The sequence below is a fragment of the Coleofasciculus sp. G1-WW12-02 genome (genome assembly GCF_040219735.1).
Lineage (GTDB): Bacteria > Cyanobacteriota > Cyanobacteriia > Cyanobacteriales > Coleofasciculaceae > Coleofasciculus.
In genome coordinates, this window is the sequence record NZ_JAVJRX010000041.1 from 21,826 (window position 1) to 44,829 (window position 23,004).

The following is a 23,004-nucleotide window of genomic DNA, read 5'->3' on the forward strand; positions in this document are numbered from 1 at the left end:
GTGCGTAGAGACGTTGCATGCAACGTCTCTACTGTGAAATCATCGCTACTCCTGTAGCCAACGGGCAGCGTCTTTGGCATGGTACGTCAGAATTAAATCAGCGCCCGATCGCTTAAATCCAGTCAAGGTTTCCATCACCACCTTTTGTTCGTCAATCCAGCCATTGAGGGCAGCCGCTTTGACCATCGAATATTCACCCGATACATTGTACGCGGCAACTGGTAAATTCGTGGCTTCCTTCACCCGCCAGATAATATCCATATACGCCAGCGCGGGCTTAATCATCAGCATATCTGCCCCTTCTGCAATATCCAATTCTATTTCCTTGAGGGCTTCCTGGCTATTGGCGGGGTCCATTTGATAGGTGCGGCGATCGCCAAATTGTGGCGCTGACTCGGCGGCATCCCGAAAGGGTCCATAATAAGCAGAGGCATACTTCGCCGCATAAGAAAGAATCGGCGTTTCCTGGAATCCAGCTTCATCCAATCCTGCCCGAATTGCTTGGACAAAACCATCCATCATCCCCGATGGAGCAATAATATCCGCCCCAGCTTTGGCTTGAGAGACGGCGGTTTTCTTCAGCAGTTCTAAGGTGGGATCGTTAAGAACCCGCCCGCTTAAATCCCCGACTTCAAGATACCCACAATGTCCATGACTGGTGTATTCACACAAACAGGTATCGGCAATAATTACCAAGTCTGGCACCGCTTCTTTAACGGCTGTCGCGGCTTTCTGGACAATGCCACAATCATGCCATGCACCAGTGGCTTCCACATCTTTGTTATCAGGAATGCCAAATAGAATAATCGATGGAATACCAAGATCGTAAACTTCCTTAGCCTCTTCCACAATTTTGTCTACCGATAACTGGTAGACTCCCGGCATAGATTTGACTTCTTTGGCGATTCCCTCACCGGGTACAGCAAACAAGGGATAGATGAGATCGCTAGTGGTAACAATGTGTTCACGCACCATGCGACGCAACTGGGTGGTTTGGCGGAGACGGCGAGGACGATGAATGGGAAACATAGGTTAAGATTTGAAAAGACGGATTAACCGAAAATTTTTAGACTAGAAGACTATTGTAGAACGAGCCTTCCCCTAGGGATAGCCATCATCGCGATCGCGCCGTTCGTAGTGAGCGCTTACTTCGCTTGACGCATCAAACATTCCAGTCGGTTGAGTTGAATGGATAAAATGCCTTATCTGTCAAGCTTTTGATCGGCTTATGACCCGTTCAGCTTTAATGATTATACAAAGTGAATTTAGGATCTAACCAAATAATCCGAAAAATATCCTTAATGCGATAACCTACCATTGGAGCCTTTCCCGAAAATCCTAGGGCAATAAAAAAGTCGATATCTTCCGTAATATGCTTAGGAATTGAAGCTTTTATGCTAGTTCTCGCAATCTTTTCTGCACCCAATCCATGCCGATCTGCTGCCCAAATTTGTCGCCAAGTCATTTGACTTCGTTTTCTCAGAGCCTTAGCCAGATCAGCCTGCTCATCCCTAGTACATTTATCCAGACCGTAGTCATCCTCTAAATACCGAAGACAAAAAACAGGATGACAGTCATCGTAATTTAAAATCTTGTTCGATGAAGGTTCTGCAATCCTGCCTTTTACTTTAGACTGATTTGGAAAAGGGTTTTTGATTCTATTTTTATTACCTTTACCCATCAATCCTCAACAATCTGACTCTTAAAATAGTCACTCATTAATTCATGAGTAATGGTTTGATTTATTCCTGTATTCATCCAAGGTTTTTCTTGATGAGTAAGATTGGCTAAAACAGTACCAGTATATTTACCAAACACGCTATAAACTTCATCAATTAAATTCTTTATTTCTGGCGAAATTATTTCAGGATTGAAATTTTCAGGATCGGGTAAAGGATTACGCGAATATCCCTTATAGGCGTGATAAATTTCTTCGACTACTGGACCATACTGCCATGCCTTAATTTCTTCTCGAAAAAGAGGCTGATTAAACAAAGCCAAATGAAACCCTTGGGCATAATACAGTAATTTTTGCAGTTTTAAATTCGTCATCATGCCGTCCTCTTCAAGATTGGCATAGTGAATGAAATATTTAGCTATATCCGAAGCTTGATACATGGTGAAGCTCCTAAAGCTGACTGACCTTTAAATCTATTGTCGCATTTTTCGGACTCAATTAGGTTGAAGAATCCTTATATGGGGGGTGAGGTTTTCCGAAGAAACCTAATCCAATCAGGAATACAACCTAACCGACTATCGCTCTCTGGAGCGAAAGGCATCGCCTTTACGGGCGCGACAGCTAGCGGTTTGGACGATCAAATCAATCAGGCGATCGCGTTTTTTCCAGCGCATTGCCCGCCGACTAGCATCCATCCCATGTTCAGCAATCATATCTTTAAGTTGTTCAACCTCGAGTTGCTGCAACTGTTGGCGTAAGTATTGCTCCCCCTGCTGGTGATAGAGTTCAACGGGATCAAAAACACTCGTACATCGTTTGGTGCGGTGCTTTTTCGAGGGAGCTTGACATTTTATCGATAAGATTTGAAATAATGAATCAATCTCTTGGGCAAAGTCGGGATCATGTTGGTATTTGGTCAAAGTTGCCTGGGTATCAGGAAGAATTTCTTCCAGGAGTTTGATCAATGCTGTAAGTTTGTCAAGGCTCATTGAATTTCTCCACGTTCAACTGGAGTGATACGGCTTATTTTTGAGAATTTGACTAGCCGCAATTCTGATCTCTTTTGCCAAATTTAGATATTGTTCAAACTGACCCGCATATCCCCATTTCTGTCGCAAGGTTGAGAATTTGTCGGGATCATTGAATTCAACAGTTTCAGCAATTTGTTGCTTGTGGGGAATTTGGGTTTCAAAGACACGGGCATCTTTACTATATCGACGTAAATCCTTAATCACGCGATCGTGAAGTGTCATACCAGCATTGTATTTACAGATGACAATGCCTAAGGGAACAATAGATTCAGCGATTGTTTCGGAAAACTCATGAATGGTTTTGGTGATTTGGGGAATTCCATAAGTTGAGAGAATATCCGGAATGGTGGGAATGATATAACCATGGGAAATTCGTAATCCATTGAGTGTAACAATACCCAAATTAGGAGGGCAGTCGATGAGAATATAATCATAGAGCTCAATTACAGAGCGAATTCCGCGCCGCAAAATGTTAATGGGACTGGCGGCATAAAACCGTCCAGCGGGAATAGTGGCTAACCTATCCTGCACATTGATTAGATCTAAACTTGAAGGGAGCAAGTCTAAACTGGTTAAATCTTTGACATTAGAAACTTGATGTTGTAAGGCTTTATCCAGATTAAACTTAGGGTATTCTGGCGCGATTGCATCTAAAAAAAGTTGGGCTAAGGTGTGATTATTTTCATTGAGTTCCTCCCATCGTTCTTCACCAATTAACATTAATGTAGCATTGGTTTGAGGATCAAGATCAATGACCAAAACTTTGCGATGGAATACCCCAGCCAACATCTCAGCAACGGCGACGGTGGTTGTTGTTTTCCCCACACCTCCCTTGAAATTAATAAATGAAATTATAATTGCCACAAATCCACTCCAGTCTCTAGATTGAGCGGGTTGAAAAGTTGTTGGATTAAGACTTGGTGTTGCAGAGAAAACTTGAGTAGGTTCATGGGTCGCGATCGCGTCACATTTGGTAGTAGAGAATAAAACCAAAGATTATTCATTGTTAGGTTAGTTATTTGGAAGACAGGTCCTGCCAATTCATAACAATTCTTAGGCTGACCCGATCACGTTTGTCGCATTATGGGCTAGCCTGTTCCTGCCGAGGAGCTTATGGTAGTGGTAATCACCCTTCTACTTTCCAAGGTAACAAGCTAACATCAGGGTACGCCATGCTCACAAACAAAGAGACGGCGGCAAACGCTGTTCCCCTCAAGGATAGGAGAAGAGGGATTCCCCGCAGAACCAATGTTGCGATCGCGCCCAATCTCATCATCTCCTTGCCCGTCAGGGCTAACCAAACCGATTCAATTATCGGCGGCTTACAGGGTATAGCCGTTGCAAATGGGTTGGAACTTATGCAGGATGATCAAAACCTAGACAACGCCAGATTTATCCAAATATTACCAGGCATCATTTTTCTATGGCAAAGAAATGGATGATGACGAGACTGAACATACCTGTGTGGTATTATTAGTGCATGAATTCCCCCTTTTGTCCCCCTTTATCCCCCTTCCGTCCCCCTTAAAAAGGGGGAAGCCAGAGGATGCGGGAGCTTTTTATTCCATGGGGGAAGCCAGATATGGCTTCGGGTTATAAACTCATTCATTTAGTTTTATTGTATGTCTAAATAGATGCCAATAACTCTTACACAAAACTGGAACCAAGTCAGTTATAAAATTAGTAATCATTTTTTTAACCTAGTTGGGCATCTTTTGGTTAAAGAGTGGAATCCTAAACTACTTGGCTTATCCAAACTACCCATCCACTCAATTATCGACGTGGGAGCAAATGACGGTCAATTCTCTCGGAAAATGTGCCGTATTTTTCCCGACGCTCATATTTATTCATTTGAACCTTTACCTGACCCATTCAAAAAACTAGAACAATGGGGAAAACAACGAAAAAAGAACGTCAAGGTTTTCAATATGGCATTAGGAGATTCTATTAAAACTATTGAAATCAATAATCATTTATATTTTAATCAATCGTCTTCCATCCTACAGACTACTCAACTCTGTGAACGCATTTACCCAATGCTAAAAAAGCAACAAACGATTCTCGTGCAACAGTCAACCTTAGATCAAGAAATTTCGTCACTGCCAACACCTCTTCTCCCTGATATACTTATTAAGTTGGATGTACAAGGATATGAAGACAGGGTGATCCGAGGGGGTATTGAAACCTTTAAACAGGCTAGAGCTTGTATTGTCGAAATTTCGTTAGATATACTTTACCAAGAACAAGCTGATTTCAACGATATTTTTTTGATGCTCGATAAACTAGGATATTGTTATGCTGGGAATTTAGATCAAGTTCAAGGGAAAGATGGTCATGTACGCTATTTTAATGCTGTTTTTATCAAAAACAATTAGCCGGAAATAATTATGCACGTTGAAGCTTGCTGCCAAGACTTGTTAGGACAAGTGTTACCCCTTATTGATCCCAAAAGAGAGGGTATTTGTATTGACGTAGGAGTGGGAACCTTTGCTTTTTATTGTGAACGGTTTTCTCTACTGGGATTTAAGACAGTTGCGGTTGAACCACTACCTGTCAAAAAATTACAGAACCTATGCCAACGTTATAACATTGACTTAATTAAAGGTTGTCTTTCAGATATCAATGGCGATCAAACCTTATATCTGGGTAAATTTATCGGTTTATTTAATCATAATTTTAATTCTTTATCAGCCGACTGGTTTGGTTCTTCCAAAAACATAAAACAAGTCAAGTCTGTAACTCTATCTAATTTACTATCCAGTATCAATGCTGAAAAAGTTACTTGTCTTAAACTTGATATTGAAGGATGGGAATCTAAAATTATTAAACAGTTTCATGAGTTGTCACCCTTTCTACTACCACGAGTGGTCATGTTTGAATATGGCGGTGGCACCAGTAAAAAAAATGGAAAAGGAGGATGGTCACCTACATTTATTAATGCTACATTAGAATGTTTAAGTATTTTGAAACAATGCGGTTATGGTTTGAGTGTGATGGTTGATTATGCTTATTCAACAAAAGAAACTATTTTTGACTTACAATCGTCTACTTTAGACATCAATGAAATCATTCCGAATCATTCAATTTATGGAAACATTATTAGTTTTCACAACTGGAATTATCCCGAAGAAAAAATTACCCAAATCTGTTCCCCTTATTATGGGGGAGTGGCACAGCGGTTGTTGACCACAATTTTTTCCCGATCGCTGAATTAAACTGTATTCCTCGCGACAAAATGTTAAAGGATGAATTTTAGTTAAAATCAACCCGTATAAATTTTTTGAACAAGCTTGTGACGTCGAGATTTAACGATTTCAGGAATATATCTATTCTTTTCATCTTGACCTTCAAAACCTAGCCGCTCATACACACTACCACCAATACCCGGTAGGACTATACCTTGATCATCTCGCGTAGAATCTTTAGCAAAGTAGAAAAACTCAAATTTACTGTAAATATCCTTGTTGAATTCACTCCTTAACTTTTCTTCTGCTGTTTTATAAATTACTGGTGCAGCAATAAGTATTTTTTCGGGTTCAATTTTTTGAATTAGATTAGTTAGATTTGTCCTCACGACACAAGCACCAGAGATAATGGACTTAATCACGATTAAATACTGAACGATATCATTATTAACAGGCTCCTGATACTTTTTGAGTATCGGAGCAACTTTTAACTCGTTTATCTCAAAGGGGGAAAATCGTTGATTCCAAAAACAAGCGAAGGCAAGTTTTGAAACTTTAGGTTCTAAAGTCGTAAGAATTCCTTTGGCTAAAAAATCCGCATCTTCAACGGTACAGGCTAGATATACATTGCTTTGACTATTAATAGATTTTAAAATTGAATTGCCAAGTTTTACCCCTAGCTTAAACATAACTGAGCGATAGGCTTCAGGAGATGTGCTTTTATCTCCTAATTTATCGAGGAATTTTTTTGTTTCCGTATCGGCTAATTCTGTATAGTATCTTGAGTTTATTTTGGTTATAAATTGCATCTCAATCATCTCCTAGTTTGTATACTAAAAAATAAATAATTATATAATTTTTACGTCACCATAAATAAATATTTACTCTAAAATTTTAATTTTTTAAAAGTAAACTTCAAGTTCATCAAAAGTCCTTGGTTTATTTTGCTTAACTCGTTTTTGAAAGCGTCTAAAGTTTTCAGTTTCTATACTGTATGGCAAAGTTCCTTCTTCCAGTCCATTCGCAAATTGCCATTGCAAAAAACCTTTAGATATGCTGTACGTAAACCATTGTATTTTAGCAAGAATTTTTTTAACCTCTGGATCGATTTGCACATCTTGGCTACCAAAGTAACGAATATAAGAAGGTTGCGATTGTCGAGATTTTTCCAAAATTTCCCTAAGAGAGACATTAGATTTATCGCTGGAAAGCCAAGCGCCTAGAATCACACTAGCTACACATTCAATTTTATCGGGTTCAGGATTGTCAAAAGCGCAAAGATATGCCACAGCTTGGCTAAACTCCTGTTCTTCTTGAAGAACTTTTGGTAAACTAGGGGCAAAGTAAAAGTAATCAACTTTACTAAACTCGGCAACTGGCTGAGGTATTTGATTTGCCAACCTGTCTCTGAGTTGCGACTTAGAAACAACTAACGTCATTTCTGATTGCTTTGATACAGCTTGATTTAAATTATATTGTTTAGCAAAATCGTCAGCAATCGAGCGTAGTCCACTTCCCCATCTTAAACTTGCAGTATTTTTCAACTGGTAGTGTTGATAAATATTCTCCTGGATGTCGTTAATAATTAAGTCATCAACAAACGCCATGATTTGACTAGCCAATACTATTTGTTTCTCTTTTTCTAAGACATCTTTGGACAAAACCGATATTTTATATACGGCAAAAAAATTCTCATAAGTATTACCTTTTTCGTTAACCATTCCCCCTTTGTTTTTATTTTTTAGATAATCGAGAACTTCATTCCCAAATAACTCTTGAATTTGCTCTTGTTGGTACACTTCGTCTTCACCGTCATCTTAAATAAACCAAGCACTGCACTAAGTTTTAAGTTGCACAGATGATCCTTTGAATCTCTTGGGCGGTAGCCGGGGCGAGGAGAACACCGTTGCGATAGTGACCCGTTGCCAGTAAAACATTATCATAACCCGATAGTTTACCAATAACCGGAGCTGGCTGTCTTTCTGGACGAGGACGTTTACCTAACCAAGTGCGAACCACTGTAGCTTGAGCTAAAGCGGGACAAAAGGCGATCGCATCTTGTTTCACTTGTTCGAGTAACCCAGGTTCTGCAACCACTTCGCCGCGATGAGGAAACTCCACCGTTGCACCCACCCAATAATCGCCGCCACCAATTGGCACAATATGCACATCATCCCCTGTAATCACAGGCTGGAAATCCGGATTACCGATTGTACCCGCTAGGCGTAATTGTAACGCTTGACCGAGAACGGGTGTCAGCGTAATCGCAGACGCTTGATCCGGTGGGGATAGCAGAAAATTGACCAATTGTGCCGAACCTAATCCCGCCGCAATCACCAGCCAATCCACTGTCAAGGTTTCCCTGTGTGTGTGAATTTGCGCTGCATACCGCCGATTGGAACCATTGACAGGCATCGATTCCACCCCTTCAACACCAACGCCAAACTTAAACATCACCCCCTTCTGTTGGGCGGCGGCGATTAAGGCATGGGTGAGGGCTGTGGGTTCGACTTGTCTGTCATCGGGAGAATAAATCGCACCGATAATCTTCTCAGGATTGAGCTGAGGACAATGGGATTGAACTTGAGCCGTGTTCCAAATTTCCAATTGCCATCCTTGAGATTGGCGAATTTTGACTAAATTCTGCCAAGAGTCTAAATCGTCGTTCTCAAACGCCAGCATCAGGATGCCTTGACGGTTAAAGGGAATGTGATGCCCAGTCAATATTTCTAATTCTGGAATCAGGGTTTCATAGCGCTGCATACTGGCTTGGCGCAACTGCCATGTTCTCCCCTTAACCTTTTGACTAATCACACCCATCAATACACCCAATGCTGCCCCTGTGGACCCTTGGGCGGGGGGTTGTCGATCCAGCACAGTAACCTGTAGCCCAGGAACGCTACTTAGTTCGTATGCGATCGCAGCACCAACAATCCCACAGCCAATGATGGCAACATGACTCATTCAGGCAACTCCGGCTGCATTACTAGCATCAGGAATCAGCTTCAAAAACCGATCAAAGTCGATTAACGCCTCTTGATAATTTTTGATGGCAAGTTCATAGTTGCGGCTTTGAGAGGCGGTGTCAATTTTCTGCAAATGTTCAAACAAGTCATTTGCCGCTTCACTGGCTGCCTTTTGTTCTTGGGGAAGCAGTTGGCGCGTCAGATAACTCATGGTTTTCCGCAAGTTGCCCAATGGACCATGAATATAAGTGGCAACATTTACCCAATCGCGATTGTTAATTTTCGTTTTCAGAACAGGCATTTTTTCTCGCACTTCCCAGAGGCTAGACACCGTGCGCTGAATCTGCTCAACCTGCTGAGTGGTGTAAGCTGGAGGCGGTGTCGTTGCAGCAGGACTACCGCAGCTTACTAAACATGTGGTCACCAGTGCTAGCATTAATGCCAGAATAGAGCGATAACGTCTCATCAGCATGAGTTTCCTCGGATACAACGTTTGATATAGACAAACAAGTAGGTTGAATGATAGCTCAACCCAAAGTCTAATTCAGTGTAACTTAACGTATTATAGGGGGTAAGAAGTGACGTCCCCAGTGCCGCCCTAGGGGACGGTGTGGGACTTTTCGCCGAATAAGCTAAAATACCAAACCCACAATCATCCCGACAAGTAACACAAAACCAATCCAGACATTTTGGCGGAAAATTTCTCCATAAACGGGTTTGGGAATATCAGGTTGTCGCAGTCGCCTATAGTGCCAAATCCACCCGATAATTGCCACACCTAAAGCCATCCAAAAGCCCCAGTGTAGCTGCATGACAAATCCCAATCTTGCCAAAAATCCCACTGTAGCGGCAAAAAATAGACCAACTGCTTCCGGGGCGTAGTCTCCAAAAAACAAGGCGCTAGAATTTACCCCAAGTTTCTGGTCCTCTTCACGGTCTGACATCGCATAAACGGTGTCAAACCCTAATGTCCAAGCTACCGTTGCTGCCCACAAAAACCAAGTGGCGGGTGCTAAATTCCCAGTAACGGCACTCCAACTGATTAAAACAGCAAACCCCCAGGCGATGGATAATACCAACTGGGGAATCGGAAAAACTCGCTTGGCTGACGGATAAAATACAATCACGGGAACGGCGGCGACGCACAGCCAAAATGTAAAGGGATTGAGATAAAGGGCAAGGATACCTGCACAACTCATCGTTACTAACGCCACAACTACGCCCACTTGAACCGACAGAGCGCGAGAGGCTAAGGGACGTTCTTTTGTTCGTTCAACTTGCGGATCAATATCTCGATCCCACAAATCGTTGATTACGCAACCGGCTGCACTGGTGGCTAAGGTTCCCAGGATAATCACACCGACTAAGGGAATCGGGGGTGTACCTTGGGCGGCTAAGAAAACTGCCCATAGCGCTGGAACCATCAAAATTAAGCGTCCGGCTGGCTTATCCCAGCGCAAAAGCCGCGCGATCGCCAGCCAGGTTGGTACTGAGTTTGGGTGTTGTTGGGTCAGCATCGATGATCAGGTCTTTTATAGTTCACAATAACGCAACAGTCTGGTACTGTCGATTTGAGCTGGTTTAACGGTATTGTTGTCAATAGCATCACGGCTAGAGTTGTAATCCCAGATACAAGCATGATCGATTTAGCTGCCAAAGGGAATTCGGCAGGAGTTTCCACTCCAAACACAGACAACGATCGCATAATGGCTGCCATTGATATCGGCACGAATTCGATTCACATGGTCATCGTCCGGATTGATCCCAGGCTTCCTTCGTTTACGATTATCGCCAAAGAAAAAGATACCGTGCGACTGGGGGAACGTGATCCGCATACGGGGAATTTAACCCCCCAAGCTATGAAACGTGCGATCGCGGCGTTGCAACGCTCTCAAGAGTTAGCTAAAAGTTTCCAGGTCGAGCAGTTGGTTGCTGTGGCTACGAGTGCGGTACGGGAAGCCCCCAATGGACGCACCTTTTTACAAGAAGTTGACTCACAATTAGGGCTATTTGTCAACCTTATTTCCGGTCAAGAAGAAGCGCGGCGGATTTATCTGGGTGTCTTGTCGGGAATGGAATTCAACAACCAGCCTCATATCATCATCGATATTGGTGGCGGTTCAACAGAATTAATCTTAGGTGATAGTCACGCTCCCCGTTCTCTCACCAGCACCAAAGTCGGCGCAGTACGCTTGAGCCGTGAATTTATTACCACCGATCCGATTAGCGATCGCGAGTTTCAATACTTACAAGCCTATATTCGGGGACGCCTCGAACGTGCCGTTGAAGATATCTTAGCGAATATAGAACCGGGAGAAAAGCCCCGTTTAGTGGGAACCTCAGGTACGATTGAAACCCTAGCCGCCCTTCACGCCAAAGAAACCTTAGGGATAATACCTACTCCCCTGAATGGTTATGAATTCTACCGCAACGACCTGAAAGATATCGTCAAACAACTCGCCTCACTCCCATGTGCTGAACGGGAAAAACTTCCCGGACTTGCTGAGAAACGAGCCGAAATTATCGTTGCTGGTGCGATTATTTTATTAGAAGCCATGACGCTATTAGATATCGAATCTATCACCGTCGGGGAACGCGCCTTGCGAGAGGGCGTAATCGTAGACTGGATGCTTTCCCAAGGCTTAATTGAAGACCGATTACGGTATCAAGGCGAAGTTCGCAAACGCAATGTAATTAAGGTGGCGCAAAAATATCACGTTAACTTAGCCTCTAGTGAACGGGTGGCTAACTTTGCCCTCAATTTATTTAATCAAACCAAAGGACACCTGCACAATTGGGGAACTGAAGCACGAGAATTGTTGTGGGCGGCGGCAATTTTGCACAATTGTGGCTTATATGTCAGTCATTCGTCACACCATAAGCATTCCTATTACCTGATTCGCCACGGGGAATTACTCGGGTTTACTGATATTGAAATTGAAGTTATCGCTAACCTGGCTCGCTACCATCGCAAGAGTTCACCTAAGAAAAAGCACGAAAATTACAGCAATTTACCCAACAAATACTATCGGCATTTAGTAAAAGAATTGAGTCCTTTATTACGGTTAGCTGTTGCTCTTGATCGCCGACAGATTGGGGCAATTTCTCAAATTAGATGCCACTATTTACCAGAAGAAAAGGAAATGTGTTTGCGTCTAGTGCCTGTAGAGCATAATGATACCTGCGCCTTAGAAATCTGGAGTTTAGAGGATAAAAAAGTCGCGTTTGAAGAGGAGTACGACGTTAAATTAGTCATACAGCTAGAAAACCAGGCTAGTTAACGCTACAAGAAAAAATTCCCTAGGGGCGGGCGCGAGCATCTTAGGAGAATTTGGTACTGATAGCTGAGCAACGAAACCCGCCTTTATTCAAAAGCATAGGAGAGTGAAGCGTAACGCACCAATCAAATTCTTTAATAAATTACAAATGACAATCAACTCAATGTTATCTTTTTTTCTCGTAATACTGCTGATGATAATCTTCAGCTAAATAGTAATCAGAAGCAGGTTTAATTTCGGTCATAATATCCTGTTCATACTTACCAGACATCTGAAGCTTGCGCTTTGATTCTCTGGCGGCTTGTTCTTGGTCAGGATTGTGGAAAAATATAACCGAGCGGTATTGCTCGCCGCGATCAGGTCCTTGACGATTATATTGGGTAGGGTCATGAATTGACCAAAAGACATTCAGCAAGTCATTGTAGGAAATCTGAGACGGGTCATACTCCACTTGCACAACTTCTGCATGTCCGGTAATTCTGGCACAAACATCCAAATAGCATGGGTTGGGAAAATGTCCTCCCATATAGCCAACGGATGTAGAAGTAACGCCGTTTAATCGACGAAATGCTGCCTCGACTCCCCAGAAACAGCCTGCTCCAAATGTAGCTTTTTCCATTATTCACCTATTCTTTCTACAACTTGGTAGAGCCTAGTTGTAGATAAACCAAGCATAGGTCAAAATTGCCAGAAAAGCGAAGCCAAGTAAGGTTTCTCGTTGCTCTTGCCAAAGCCTTAGCACACTTTGCCTTATATAGCGTAAGGTGACTCTACGTTCATGACCGAGTTCATCCATGAGTTGAGCCACTCTCACATCGACTTCCTTAACGGAGACATCGCCTCGCTTGTAGGCGGCTTCTAACTCGTCTAGCTTTCTCCAGTAGTCTTTGGTGGATTCGATGAGATTAATCATGGTTGCGCCAGAATTGTTAACTTATGTAAACATCCTAGCGTGACTCCTGGAGTTGGGGGGTGAGGTTTACCCCACCGCGTGATGAGGACGCATAAAAAAGTCGAGTTGTGAGTAGATTGGAGTAGGTCTTATGTAACGTTGACAGGAGTAAGTTTAATGAATGCCTTTCCCTAGACTGATGTTGAGTGGGACAGGCTGCGCTGAAGATTGGGCAGTAGAGTTCGCCCGTTGAGGAGTCAGGAGTTTGGTAAATGGACACACAACTACTGCACCGCTGGCTTTCAGAGCGTGTTTCCCAGGAAAGTCTGAGTTGGCTAGAGCAGAAGCAGGAAAAAATTGCTCAAGGTGCCCCTGAACGGGTATTCTTTACTGCCTTTAGCGCTGTGCCGCGTTACATAGGCAAACAGGCTCTGGATCTGAGTGTAGAGGACTTGGAAGCAGCACAGGAAGTACGCCCTGGTTGGTTTGCTGGTCATTGGACTGTAGATCAGGCGGGTCGCACGCTTTTAGTATTATCTCTGCCATGCGATCGCGCCGAAACCTATGTACAGACGCTTAATAAAGTTTTCACTACTGCCGATGAAGGGGAGTTAGTCGCGCTGTATCAAAGTTTACCGTTATTACCTTATCCTGAAAAACACAAGGCACAAGCGGCTGAAGGGGTTCGCAGCAATATGACGACGGTTTTTAATGCTGTGGCACTGAGAAATCCTTACCCTGCCGAGTATTTCGATGATATCGCTTGGAATCAAATGGTTCTAAAAGCCGTTTTCATCGGGAGTCCCTTGTCTCTAATTCAGGGATTAGATGAACGCGCTAACCCACAATTAGCTCAGATGTTAGTCGATTATGCCCACGAACGCTGGTCAGCTAAACGCCCCGTAACACCGGAACTGTGGCGAGTTGTAGGGGGATTTGTTGATGATGCGATCGCATCCGACTTACAAAAAGTTCTATCTGACTCCGATATCGCCCAACAACAAGCTGCTGCCTTAGCTTGTTCCCAATTATCCTCACCCCAAACCCAAGCCCTTCTTGCCAGTCGCCCAGACTTGCAATCTTTAATTCAAAACGGTAATTTAACGTGGGACAGCTTTAGCGGTTCGACAGATCCCCTAAAATATGCTTAAATCTCTGCATAACTCTTTAGGCGCAAGCTATGCATAGATTAGAGCATCTAGTTGAGGAAAAGTAACGATGCCACGCCGCAAGAAGCAACAGAAAACTCAAGAAATTTACACTCAGGTTATTCCTGTTGCTTCAAGTTCAGATGAAGCGCAGGTGAGGAGAATCATGCACCTGTGTGGCATCGAGAGAGCATTAACATACAACAAACTTGGATCGCTACAAGGATGGGGACTCAACTGGAGAAAAGCCGCTCCTATCGTGAGAACCCAACTGAGCCCAACTGATATTGGATTACCTGCGAAGCTTTGGGAATGGTCAGTTAATGACGCTATGAAGGCGATTTTAGCGCAACAAGAAGCCGCGAAAACCTTCATGATTCGAGCAATTTACCGCCGCACTCTAGACGAAGAAAAGCGGTCTAAGTTGCTGGATTTGATGCACAATGACCCAACTTCCGATCCTTGGCTGCATCGGGTGTTCCGTAATCAATACCAGCGTGGACACACCTATGTTCGTAATCAGATCGTTTACCAAGGTGGCGGTTACACCTGCAAGCGACTCACTCGCAATACAGTCAAATTGGAAGTTCAAGGGTTAGAGAAAGGTAAGCGGATTACGTTAAAACTGAAATGCCGTCATATTATATCTGGGCAAATTCGACTAATCTGTAATCAAGACGATAAACTATCCATTCATTGCACTCGGAAAAGAACGCTGACTCTTCCCACGCTCCAAGTCGATCAAGAAATCGGTATTGACAAGGGATATACCGAAGCCTTCTACACCTCAAATGGGGACAGCATTGCCGATGGACTCGGACATCTTATGACCGAGAAAACGAAGCGCATCACCCGCACAAATCGCAACCGTTACAGACTGCGCTCTCATGCCAAAAACAACCCGGAAAAATCGGCAGCAATCCTCAAAAATAATTTGGGTTACAAAGTCAAATCACGTAAGCTAAGAAAAGAAAAAGCAACCATTCAGAATTTCATTCGCAAAGACTTAAGACTCCTGATCACCTCACCGACTCGCATCTTTGCCGAAGACCTCACCTCGCCGATCAAAGGGAAACAGCAAGCCAAGCAAATTAATCGCTTGCTGAATCAATGGATGAAAGGTGAACTACAAGCTTCAACCCTTGAAGATCGCATTGGAGACTGGATCAACAGTGTCTGTGGTGAATCCAGCTTATACGTCGCAAATGTGTTCTCGTACCGGGACGTTATTGGGTCAACGGGATGGGGATCGTTTTATCTGTTACACAGGGGACGTAATTCAAGCAGACAAAAATGCCGCAATGAACATTCTGCATCGCGGCGGTGATCGTGAGATTACTCTCTTTCTGAAATATGCAGAAGTCCGCACCATTTTACTGATGCGGACGGTTCGATACTTAGCTTCGATTGGAAAGTCTGTATCTGAAGCTCTAAACTTGGGTTGGCTCAACCTTAAGTTTAGAGCACAAGCGTTACGACTTGAAGCGGAGTATCACCTAGCGGGGTGCTAGGTACGGTTAAGCTCCGGTGGGTGGGAGAAGTGCCTTGCTTCACCAACGTCCCTAACGACAACCATCAACGGATGAAACCAGCAATATGAGACACTTCTAGCTTGTCTGCATAGATTTGCACAGATTTAGTTCACCCCAACACCACCTATCCAGCCAAAACCTATCCAGCCAAAACAAGTAATCATGAATACCTTGCCCATGATGTTCATCGACCCCCACATTCACATGAGTTCCCGCACGACTTACGATTACCTCACCATGCGGGAGTATGGCATTGTTGCTGTCATTGAGCCATCCTTCTGGCTAGGGCAACCCCGTACTCATATTGGAACATTTAAGGATTATTTCAGCAGTATTGTCGGATGGGAACGCTTTCGTGCCAGTCAATTTGGCATCAAACATTATTGCACAATTGGGTTAAATCCGAAGGAAGCTAACAATGAAGCGTTGGCAGAAGAAGTGATGGAACTGCTGCCACTTTATGCCTGTAAGGAAGGTGTTGTTGCTATTGGTGAAATTGGCTACGACGACATGACGGATGCGGAAGATAAGTATTTCCGTCAGCAGCTCGATTTAGCCAAAGAACTGGATATGTTGGTGTTAATCCATACACCCCACCGCAACAAAAAGGCAGGTACAAGTCGCAGTATGGATCGTTGCATTGAACATAAATTAGATCCGTCCCAGGTGATTATTGACCACAATAATGAAGAAACCGTTGAGGAAGTGCTAAGTCGCGGTTTTTGGGCAGCTTTTACAATTTACCCAATGACGAAGATGGGTAATGCTAGGATGGTGGAGGTTGTACGTCAATATGGGTGTAAGCGCATCATCGTTGATAGTAGCGCCGATTGGGGAATGAGTGATGTGTTAGCTGTGCCGAAGACTGCTCGATTGATGCAGGAACGGGGTATTCCGGACGATCATGTACGGGCAGTTTGCTATGAAAATGCTTTGGCGGCTTATAGCCAAACTGGGGTGATGAAAGCAGAAGATTGGCTTAATCCATCAGCGATTGACCAAAGTCAGTTGTTTAATGGTAATTCTGTGTTGCGGGGGCAGGAACCGGGTATTGAGTCCATTCAAGACTATGTGTTGATTGAGTAGAGAAAAACGAACCACTCCAGGCACAGAGAACGCACCGGAGAGAGGAAGAGGAGGTATGGAGTGAATGGGGCAGGTTTGAGTTCTCAGGGTGGGTGGGCTTATTTACAATTAATGCGCCCTGCCAATATTGTGACGGCTTGGGCTGATATTTTGGTTGGATTTGCGGCTTCTGGGGCGGCGATTATTTTTGATCAGGTAATCACTGGGCAAGCGGTTTTTATTCAACTGCTTCCTTTGGTTTGGTTGCTAATAGCAACAACGGGTTTATACGGCGGTGGCGTTGTTTTTAATGATGTCTTTGATGCTGAACTCGATGCCAAGGAACGCCCAGAACGACCAATTCCGAGTAGTCGCGCCTCGCGTCAGAGGGCAACTGTGCTGGGGACTGTGCTGTTAGGTATCGGTGTCGTGGCGGCTGCACAGGTTTCCTGGGTGAGTGGTGTTTTAGCCGCAATTATTGCGGGTGCGGCTTTGAGTTATGACGCCCTCGCCAAACATCATACTTTTTTTGGTCCTCTGAATATGGGGCTATGTCGCGGTGGCAACTTACTACTAGGTGTAAGTGTTTTACCCGCAATGGTAGAGGAACGCTGGTATTTAGCCCTAATTCCTATTGTTTATATTGCGGCAATCACTGCCATTAGTCAGGGGGAAGTCCAAGGTGGAAAAAAGATTACAGGATTTGTAGCTTTACTGCTGATTGGGGTAGTAATTAGTGGTATTTTAGGATTAGGACTATTGCCAAATTATGAAATTATTGCCGCCCTGCCATTCGCTGCTTTATTATCTTTTCGGGTACTCCCGCCATTTTTAAAAGCTGCCCGTGAACCCATGCCTGAACAAATCCGAACGGCGGTAAAGGCTGGTGTGTTGTCGCTGATTGTCTTAGATGCAACAATTGCGGCTGGTTTTGCGGGGTTGCCTTTCGGATTATTGGTGCTACTTCTGCTGCCTATCTCAATGGGATTAGCACAACTGTTTGCTGTCACTTAAAAAAACAATGACGATTAGCCGAGCGGGAAAAGCCAGATTAAATTTACAACCAATCAATCAACAGATTCGCGTTACCTTTACTTATAACGTTCACTTTACGACAGGGGTGTTTAATTTAGATAATGCTTTGCTGGCGCAAGTAGTAACAGCAGATGGGGAGAGAGGGACGAAAAAAGCGATCGCTATTATAGATTCAGGACTATTACATCATCATGAAGAACTGCCAGAGCAAATAGCCGCCTATACTAAGCGATATGAAAACGCCTTAACCTTAAGCGCAAATCCAGTTATTATTTCTGGTGGAGAAGCTGCCAAGAATAATCCAAAACAGTTAGAGGAAATTCACCAGATTATTAATGAAGTGGGATTGTGCCGTCACTCCTACTTATTAGCCATTGGTGGGGGTGCTATATTGGACTTAGCCGGATATGCCGCAGCAACGGCTCATCGAGGAATCCGACTGATCCGAATTCCTACAACTGTATTAGCGCAAAATGATTCTGGGGTAGGGGTTAAAAATGGAATTAATGCCTTTGAAAAAAAGAATTTTCTCGGCAGTTTTGCGCCCCCTTTTGCAGTTTTGAATGACTTTAATTTTATCAAAACTCTAGATGAGCGAGATTGGCGATCTGGCATTGCTGAGGCAGTTAAGGTTGCGCTGATAAGAGATACCGAGTTTTTTGAGTTCATTACAACTCAGGCTGAGGCATTGGTGCAGCGAGATATGAATGCAATGCAGCAGCTAATTTATCGTTGCGCTCAATTACATTTGGCACATATTGCTAATAGTGGCGATCCCTTTGAAGCCGGTTCGTCTCGTCCTTTAGATTTCGGTCACTGGGCGGCTCACAAATTGGAGTATTTGACAAATTATAACTTGCGTCATGGTGAAGCAGTAGCGATTGGAATTGCCCTAGATAGCACATATTCCTACTTAGCCGGATTGCTCACTCAGTCCGAGTGTCAACAAATATTAAATACGCTGATAGAATTGGGGTTTACATTATATGTACCAGAACTGGATGAACAACTTCATCAACCAGAACATACCCGTTCTCTATTCCGGGGATTAACTGAGTTTCGGGAACATCTAGGAGGAGAACTCACCCTGATGCTGCTGCAAGGAATTGGACAGGGAGTAGAGGTTCACGAGGTAGATTTTTCTTTATATAGGCAAGCAATTTCTATCTTGCGAGAGGTTGCCGAAAATAGGCAGATGGTGGAGAGTATTCCATGAGTGCAAATTCTCTATTCACGCTAAGTAAGATAGATAGCTTACCTTTGTAGACGAAGTACTGAACGATGAAGATTCAAATAGACAGTGGCTTTCACTTAACCTATTGCACCAACATTCATCCGGGTGAAGAGTGGAAAAAAGTCTTTTTAAACCTAGAACAATATATTCCAATCCTCAAAGCACAACTCTCACCCACAAAACCCTTCGGGGTTGGACTGCGATTGGCAGATGTCGCAGCACGGGAACTTTTAGAAGGAGATAATCTCACTCAATTCCAAGCATGGCTAACCGAGCAAAATTTATACGTTTTTACCCTGAATGGATTTCCTTATGGAGGATTTCATCACCAGGTTGTAAAAGACCAAGTTTATGCACCAGATTGGTCTAAACAAGAACGGTTAGACTATACCATGCGCTTGACGAAAATCATAGCCGCCTTATTACCCGAAGGAATGGATGGCGGAATTTCTACCTTACCGCTGTCTTATAAACCCTGGTGGAAAGAAGACAAAACCCTGAGTGAAACAGTTCTGAAAGATAGTAGCTTTAATCTGACTCTGCTGGTAGAGGAAATGGTACGCCTCCAGGAAGAAACGGGGAAATTGCTGCATATAGACTTGGAACCGGAACCGGATGGTTTGATTGAAAATGCGGATGAAGTCATTGATTTTTTTCAAAAATGGTTATTGCCAATAGGTGGAGCATATTTAGCAGAACGCTTAGGAATTTCGCCGGAATCAGCCGAAGCTAAAATACTCGATCATGTGCGCGTTTGTTATGACACCTGCCATTTTGCTGTGGAGTATGAAGAACCGGCTTTAGTCTTTAGCCGTTTTCAATCAGCAGGAATTAAAATTGGCAAGATTCAAATTAGTGCTGCATTAAAAGTTATATTGCCGCAGGATTATGAGGATAGAAATCAGGTTTTTGAGCGATTGCGTCCCTTTGCCGAATCTACCTATTTACACCAAGTCATAGAGCGAAGATCTGATGGAGGTTTCTATCATTATCCTGACTTAGGAACAGCATTACCACAGCTTGAAAAATCTCCTGCCCAGGAGTGGCGCACTCACTTTCACGTCCCAATTTTTATCCACGACTATCAACTATTGCAGTCTACTCAAGATGACATTATTACTGTGCTGAAGCTACTGCAAGAAAACCCCACTTGTCAACATCTGGAAATTGAGACTTACACCTGGGATGTATTGCCAGCAGAAATGAAGATGGATTTGTTGGCATCCATTCAGCGAGAGTATGAGTGGGTATTGGGAAGAATGAGTGCTGGAAGTATCAATTCCAAAGTTTCTGTTTTATAGGAGAGAAAAATAGGAATAAAAAGTTATCTTTAGAAAATCAGTCCAAGTATTGCTCATGCAAAAAACAGTTGTTCTTAATGTTGTCGGATTAACTCCTGGCTTACTGGGAAAAAATACTCCGTTTTTATCCCGTTGGAGTTCTCAAGGGCAAGTGGTGTCGGTGACGCCCATTTTGCCTGCTGTAACTTGTTCGGTTCAAGCGACTTACTTAACGGGAAAATTACCAGATGAACATGGAATTGTTGCCAATGGCTGGTACTTCCGAGATGAATGTGAGGTGAAGTTTTGGCGACAGTCAAATAAGTTAGTGCAGGCTCCTAAAGTATGGGAGATGGCGAAATCTATTGACCCCACTTTTACCTGTGCCAACCTCTTCTGGTGGTATAATATGTATTCTTCGGTGGACTACATCATTACACCGCGCCCCATGTACCCCGCCGATGGCAGAAAAATCCCGGATATTTATACTCAACCTGGGGAAATGCGATCGCAAATTCAATCCGATTTAGGTCAATTCCCCCTCTTCAATTTTTGGGGACCTAATACTTCTATTCATTCTAGCCAATGGATTGCAGAATCAGCCAAGTGGATTGAGCAGCGCTATAACCCCACATTAACTTTAATCTATCTGCCTCACTTAGATTATTGCTTGCAACGAGTTGGCTTTGACGAGAAACAGATACAGAAGGATTTGCAAGAAATTGATACAGTTTGTGGCGATTTGATTGAGTACTACGAATCACGCAGCGCTCAGGTTATTGTTCTGTCTGAATACGGCATCACCTCAGTGTCTAAACCTGTTCATCTGAACCGAATCCTGCGGGAAAATGGATTAATTGTAGTGCGTGAGGAGTTGGGACGAGAATTGCTCGATCCGGGAGCAAGTACTGCTTTTGCCGTTGCCGATCATCAAGTGGCTCATGTCTATGTTAACGATTCAGCTTATATTCCCAAAGTTCGCTCTCTTTTAGAAGCTACTGTTGGGGTAGCAAAAGTATTAGATGAAGAAGGTAAGCTGGCTTACCATCTGGATCATCCCAGAGCCGGGGAGTTAGTTGCGATCGCACAGCCTGATGCTTGGTTTACTTACTATTATTGGCTTAGCGATCGCCGCGCTCCTGACTTTGCTAGAACTGTGGATATTCACCGCAAACCGGGTTACGATCCTGTAGAACTTTTTCTCGCTCCAAAACTCAAACTTCCCCAAGTAAAAGTCGGTCTAACGCTACTAAAAAAACAGCTTGGTTTTCGTTACCTGATGGATGTAATTTCTCTAGATGCCTCATTAGTTCGTGGTTCTCATGGTTGTGTCACCACTTCGTCAAGTGAAAAACCATTATTGATAACTCGACAGACTCACCTGCTAGATACAACAGCGATTGAAGCGACTGATGTTTGTGGGTTGATTTTAAAACATTTGAAGGGAAGGGACTCCAACGTCTCCTTTGCTGCATCTACCTCATTCCCCTAACTATTTTTTCTCAGGTAAATTCGCTTCACCGAATACCTGCTGCGGTGTCAATTCCAATCCCTCAAACAACGAATCTATAATCAACCTATCTTTCGTATAAGTTCGCGGTGGCGCATCGGGATAGAAAACTGTGATACTTCTTGCTTGGGGATCTACAACCCAAACTCGTAACACTCCCGCTTCCAGATAATCAGTGGCTTTCTCCGCCAAAGTCCCAAATGTCTGTCCCTGTGAAATAATTTCAATTGCCAATTCTGGCGGAACTGGACAAGCTTCATCTTCCATCACTTCTGTAGGTAGTCGCTGATAAGAAATATAGGTCAAATCTGGCACCGGAACCCAGTCTTCACCCCTACGTTTTAACGCGATCGCCCATTCTGGGTAAACTTCACCTTTCCCCTGACACCACTTATCAATAATAAATAACAATGTCTTTTGCAAAGCTGCATGAAATCGTTTTGGTGACATCTTTGGTATCGCCTCACCCTCGACTAATTCATGGGTTACATCTGACTCTGGCATTGCCAGAAATTCTTCAAGTGTAAGTTTCTTTTCTAACTGTTGCATTGCTAGTTATTGGTAATTTGATAAGTTTTGAGTTTTGAGTTAACTCCCCCATTTCTCTGTGGTTAACGCTTTTTGCTGTGCTGTTTTTAGGATGGAAAAGAGATGTTAGCGATCGCGTTGATGTATTGTGTAATTTGAGACTGAACTTAGACAAAATTTATGTGTCTGACATCACGATACCCTAGATCGTGGCAAGTTCAGCTGGGTGGGAATCAGCCAGACTGATAAGGGATAATGATTCTATGATGCACTATCGCAAGTCCACGCTCATTGACGCACCTGTCGAAGTTGTCTGGAACTTTCACGAGCGTCCAGATATCTTAGAACGACTCACTCCGCCTTGGCAACCTGTTCAGGTTGTACGTCGCGAAGGCGGCTTAGATGTGGGTGCGATTTCAGAATTTCGCCTGTTTTTTGGCCCAATTCCGGTGCGATGGGTAGCGGTTCACTTGACATCCTCCCCACCCTGCTTACGCGATCGGGTGGGGATTCCCATCATCACTGACGGGGTTTCCTGGCTCTACGAGTAACCTTACTTTTTGGAGTTTCCCCCTCCAAGCAGTGGGTCATCTCATCCCCAGGCGTTACTTTCCGAGCGCCCCTCGGTAGTTGAGCTAAGCC

The 23,004-nt window shown here is 43.6% G+C and carries 25 protein-coding genes and 2 pseudogenes; 13 read left to right on the forward strand and 14 right to left on the reverse strand.

The features are described from left to right. Window positions 1-45 precede the first annotated feature (45 nt). The 6 genes from hemB to RID09_RS07135 all read right to left on the reverse strand — a co-directional run bounded on the left by hemB (window position 46) and on the right by RID09_RS07135 (window position 3,713). Window positions 46-1,029 (reverse strand): porphobilinogen synthase, encoded by a 984-nt coding sequence (gene hemB / locus RID09_RS07110; protein ID WP_446335250.1) that lies wholly within the window; start codon window positions 1,027-1,029, stop codon window positions 46-48. 214 nt (window positions 1,030-1,243) lie between these two features. Then, on the reverse strand, window positions 1,244-1,681 hold the full coding sequence (locus RID09_RS07115) for a hypothetical protein (RefSeq protein WP_446335251.1): 438 nt from the start codon (window positions 1,679-1,681) through the stop codon (window positions 1,244-1,246). Beyond that, entirely contained in the window at window positions 1,681-2,118 is a 438-nt protein-coding gene (locus RID09_RS07120; RefSeq protein ID WP_446335252.1) for a Panacea domain-containing protein, read from the reverse strand. Before RID09_RS07120 ends, RID09_RS07115 begins: the two co-directional genes overlap by 1 nt. A gap of 135 nt (window positions 2,119-2,253) precedes the next feature. Continuing rightward, window positions 2,254-2,667, reverse strand: coding sequence for a hypothetical protein (locus tag RID09_RS07125; protein WP_446335253.1), 414 nt, complete (start codon window positions 2,665-2,667; stop codon window positions 2,254-2,256). A 15-nt stretch (window positions 2,668-2,682) separates the two neighbouring features. Next, a complete protein-coding gene (locus RID09_RS07130; RefSeq protein ID WP_446335254.1) occupies window positions 2,683-3,573 on the reverse strand; it encodes a ParA family protein in 891 nt (296 codons plus the stop codon). After that, window positions 3,561-3,713, reverse strand: a complete 153-nt coding sequence (locus RID09_RS07135; protein WP_446335255.1) for a hypothetical protein — start codon at window positions 3,711-3,713, stop codon at window positions 3,561-3,563. Before RID09_RS07135 ends, RID09_RS07130 begins: the two co-directional genes overlap by 13 nt. A gap of 168 nt (window positions 3,714-3,881) precedes the next feature. Between RID09_RS07135 and RID09_RS07140 the strand changes: the two genes are divergently transcribed. From RID09_RS07140 to RID09_RS07150, 3 genes are all read left to right on the forward strand, one after another. Continuing rightward, window positions 3,882-4,151 (forward strand): hypothetical protein, encoded by a 270-nt coding sequence (locus RID09_RS07140; RefSeq protein ID WP_446335256.1) that lies wholly within the window; start codon window positions 3,882-3,884, stop codon window positions 4,149-4,151. 192 nt (window positions 4,152-4,343) lie between these two features. Continuing rightward, on the forward strand, window positions 4,344-5,084 hold the full coding sequence (locus tag RID09_RS07145) for an FkbM family methyltransferase (RefSeq protein WP_446335257.1): 741 nt from the start codon (window positions 4,344-4,346) through the stop codon (window positions 5,082-5,084). Between the two features lie 12 nt (window positions 5,085-5,096). Beyond that, window positions 5,097-5,924: an FkbM family methyltransferase gene (locus RID09_RS07150; RefSeq protein WP_446335258.1), complete on the forward strand. Its 828-nt coding sequence runs from the start codon at window positions 5,097-5,099 to the stop codon at window positions 5,922-5,924. Between the two features lie 47 nt (window positions 5,925-5,971). Here the strand turns inward: RID09_RS07150 and RID09_RS07155 are convergent, their stop codons facing one another. The 5 genes from RID09_RS07155 to RID09_RS07175 form a co-directional block, all read right to left on the reverse strand. Further along, a complete protein-coding gene (locus RID09_RS07155; RefSeq protein ID WP_446335259.1) occupies window positions 5,972-6,703 on the reverse strand; it encodes a hypothetical protein in 732 nt (243 codons plus the stop codon). 93 nt (window positions 6,704-6,796) lie between these two features. After that, entirely contained in the window at window positions 6,797-7,693 is an 897-nt protein-coding gene (locus RID09_RS07160) for a hypothetical protein (protein WP_446335260.1), read from the reverse strand. Window positions 7,694-7,739: 46 nt separating this feature from the next. Beyond that, window positions 7,740-8,858, reverse strand: coding sequence for an NAD(P)/FAD-dependent oxidoreductase (locus RID09_RS07165; RefSeq protein WP_446335261.1), 1,119 nt, complete (start codon window positions 8,856-8,858; stop codon window positions 7,740-7,742). Beyond that, window positions 8,859-9,332, reverse strand: coding sequence for a photosystem II protein PsbQ (gene psbQ, locus RID09_RS07170; RefSeq protein ID WP_446335262.1), 474 nt, complete (start codon window positions 9,330-9,332; stop codon window positions 8,859-8,861). Between the two features lie 160 nt (window positions 9,333-9,492). Further along, window positions 9,493-10,377: a 4-hydroxybenzoate solanesyltransferase gene (locus tag RID09_RS07175; RefSeq protein ID WP_446335263.1), complete on the reverse strand. Its 885-nt coding sequence runs from the start codon at window positions 10,375-10,377 to the stop codon at window positions 9,493-9,495. A gap of 120 nt (window positions 10,378-10,497) precedes the next feature. On the opposite strand from RID09_RS07175, the gene RID09_RS07180 reads away from it, so the two are divergent. After that, complete coding sequence (locus RID09_RS07180) at window positions 10,498-12,141, forward strand: Ppx/GppA phosphatase family protein (RefSeq protein ID WP_446335264.1); 1,644 nt, start codon at window positions 10,498-10,500, stop codon at window positions 12,139-12,141. 163 nt (window positions 12,142-12,304) lie between these two features. Here RID09_RS07180 and msrA read toward each other — a convergent pair whose 3' ends face one another. Continuing rightward, window positions 12,305-12,757 carry a peptide-methionine (S)-S-oxide reductase MsrA gene (msrA, locus tag RID09_RS07185; protein ID WP_446335265.1) on the reverse strand — a complete coding sequence of 151 codons (453 nt, stop codon included), beginning with the start codon at window positions 12,755-12,757 and terminating at the stop codon, window positions 12,305-12,307. A gap of 33 nt (window positions 12,758-12,790) precedes the next feature. Further along, window positions 12,791-13,051, reverse strand: a complete 261-nt coding sequence (locus tag RID09_RS07190; RefSeq protein WP_446335266.1) for a hypothetical protein — start codon at window positions 13,049-13,051, stop codon at window positions 12,791-12,793. Window positions 13,052-13,302: 251 nt separating this feature from the next. Between RID09_RS07190 and RID09_RS07195 the strand changes: the two genes are divergently transcribed. From RID09_RS07195 to RID09_RS07230, 8 genes and pseudogenes are all read left to right on the forward strand, one after another. Next, window positions 13,303-14,181 carry an EboA family metabolite traffic protein gene (locus RID09_RS07195; RefSeq protein ID WP_446335267.1) on the forward strand — a complete coding sequence of 293 codons (879 nt, stop codon included), beginning with the start codon at window positions 13,303-13,305 and terminating at the stop codon, window positions 14,179-14,181. A gap of 1,202 nt (window positions 14,182-15,383) precedes the next feature. After that, window positions 15,384-15,428 (forward strand): annotated as a pseudogene (locus tag RID09_RS07200) (hypothetical protein); the annotation flags it as partial. 51 nt (window positions 15,429-15,479) lie between these two features. Next, window positions 15,480-15,689 (forward strand): hypothetical protein, encoded by a 210-nt coding sequence (locus RID09_RS07205; RefSeq protein WP_446335274.1) that lies wholly within the window; start codon window positions 15,480-15,482, stop codon window positions 15,687-15,689. A gap of 201 nt (window positions 15,690-15,890) precedes the next feature. Beyond that, window positions 15,891-16,796, forward strand: a complete 906-nt coding sequence (locus tag RID09_RS07210) for a TatD family hydrolase (protein WP_446335273.1) — start codon at window positions 15,891-15,893, stop codon at window positions 16,794-16,796. A gap of 60 nt (window positions 16,797-16,856) precedes the next feature. Further along, window positions 16,857-17,789 carry a UbiA-like protein EboC gene (gene eboC / locus RID09_RS07215; protein WP_446335268.1) on the forward strand — a complete coding sequence of 311 codons (933 nt, stop codon included), beginning with the start codon at window positions 16,857-16,859 and terminating at the stop codon, window positions 17,787-17,789. Window positions 17,790-17,796: 7 nt separating this feature from the next. Beyond that, on the forward strand, window positions 17,797-19,026 hold the full coding sequence (locus tag RID09_RS07220; protein WP_446335269.1) for a 3-dehydroquinate synthase: 1,230 nt from the start codon (window positions 17,797-17,799) through the stop codon (window positions 19,024-19,026). Between the two features lie 65 nt (window positions 19,027-19,091). After that, window positions 19,092-20,345: a metabolite traffic protein EboE gene (gene eboE, locus RID09_RS07225; RefSeq protein ID WP_446335270.1), complete on the forward strand. Its 1,254-nt coding sequence runs from the start codon at window positions 19,092-19,094 to the stop codon at window positions 20,343-20,345. A 55-nt stretch (window positions 20,346-20,400) separates the two neighbouring features. Beyond that, window positions 20,401-21,816 carry an alkaline phosphatase family protein gene (locus RID09_RS07230; protein ID WP_446335271.1) on the forward strand — a complete coding sequence of 472 codons (1,416 nt, stop codon included), beginning with the start codon at window positions 20,401-20,403 and terminating at the stop codon, window positions 21,814-21,816. On the opposite strand, the gene RID09_RS07235 is transcribed toward RID09_RS07230, so the two are convergent. Further along, on the reverse strand, window positions 21,817-22,383 hold the full coding sequence (locus tag RID09_RS07235; RefSeq protein WP_446335272.1) for a Uma2 family endonuclease: 567 nt from the start codon (window positions 22,381-22,383) through the stop codon (window positions 21,817-21,819). 242 nt (window positions 22,384-22,625) lie between these two features. Here RID09_RS07235 and RID09_RS07240 point away from each other — a divergent pair. Then, a pseudogene (locus tag RID09_RS07240) lies at window positions 22,626-22,832 on the forward strand (SRPBCC family protein); the annotation flags it as partial. Window positions 22,833-23,004 lie beyond the last annotated feature (172 nt).

Coding starts and splice junctions, on each gene's coding strand:
- RID09_RS07135 (WP_446335255.1), bottom strand. CDS start 3,713: ATGAATAATCTTTGGTTTTATTCTCTACTACCAAATGTGACGCGATCG.
- RID09_RS07210 (WP_446335273.1), top strand. CDS start 15,891: ATGTTCATCGACCCCCACATTCACATGAGTTCCCGCACGACTTACGAT.
- hemB (WP_446335250.1), bottom strand. CDS start 1,029: ATGTTTCCCATTCATCGTCCTCGCCGTCTCCGCCAAACCACCCAGTTG.
- psbQ (WP_446335262.1), bottom strand. CDS start 9,332: ATGCTGATGAGACGTTATCGCTCTATTCTGGCATTAATGCTAGCACTG.
- RID09_RS07190 (WP_446335266.1), bottom strand. CDS start 13,051: ATGATTAATCTCATCGAATCCACCAAAGACTACTGGAGAAAGCTAGAC.
- RID09_RS07180 (WP_446335264.1), top strand. CDS start 10,498: ATGATCGATTTAGCTGCCAAAGGGAATTCGGCAGGAGTTTCCACTCCA.
- RID09_RS07115 (WP_446335251.1), bottom strand. CDS start 1,681: ATGGGTAAAGGTAATAAAAATAGAATCAAAAACCCTTTTCCAAATCAG.
- RID09_RS07145 (WP_446335257.1), top strand. CDS start 4,344: ATGCCAATAACTCTTACACAAAACTGGAACCAAGTCAGTTATAAAATT.
- RID09_RS07120 (WP_446335252.1), bottom strand. CDS start 2,118: ATGTATCAAGCTTCGGATATAGCTAAATATTTCATTCACTATGCCAAT.
- RID09_RS07175 (WP_446335263.1), bottom strand. CDS start 10,377: ATGCTGACCCAACAACACCCAAACTCAGTACCAACCTGGCTGGCGATC.
- eboE (WP_446335270.1), top strand. CDS start 19,092: ATGAAGATTCAAATAGACAGTGGCTTTCACTTAACCTATTGCACCAAC.
- RID09_RS07235 (WP_446335272.1), bottom strand. CDS start 22,383: ATGCAACAGTTAGAAAAGAAACTTACACTTGAAGAATTTCTGGCAATG.
- RID09_RS07195 (WP_446335267.1), top strand. CDS start 13,303: ATGGACACACAACTACTGCACCGCTGGCTTTCAGAGCGTGTTTCCCAG.
- RID09_RS07230 (WP_446335271.1), top strand. CDS start 20,401: ATGCAAAAAACAGTTGTTCTTAATGTTGTCGGATTAACTCCTGGCTTA.
- msrA (WP_446335265.1), bottom strand. CDS start 12,757: ATGGAAAAAGCTACATTTGGAGCAGGCTGTTTCTGGGGAGTCGAGGCA.
- RID09_RS07205 (WP_446335274.1), top strand. CDS start 15,480: ATGAACATTCTGCATCGCGGCGGTGATCGTGAGATTACTCTCTTTCTG.
- RID09_RS07220 (WP_446335269.1), top strand. CDS start 17,797: ATGACGATTAGCCGAGCGGGAAAAGCCAGATTAAATTTACAACCAATC.
- RID09_RS07155 (WP_446335259.1), bottom strand. CDS start 6,703: ATGCAATTTATAACCAAAATAAACTCAAGATACTATACAGAATTAGCC.
- RID09_RS07165 (WP_446335261.1), bottom strand. CDS start 8,858: ATGAGTCATGTTGCCATCATTGGCTGTGGGATTGTTGGTGCTGCGATC.
- RID09_RS07140 (WP_446335256.1), top strand. CDS start 3,882: ATGCTCACAAACAAAGAGACGGCGGCAAACGCTGTTCCCCTCAAGGAT.
- RID09_RS07125 (WP_446335253.1), bottom strand. CDS start 2,667: ATGAGCCTTGACAAACTTACAGCATTGATCAAACTCCTGGAAGAAATT.
- RID09_RS07150 (WP_446335258.1), top strand. CDS start 5,097: ATGCACGTTGAAGCTTGCTGCCAAGACTTGTTAGGACAAGTGTTACCC.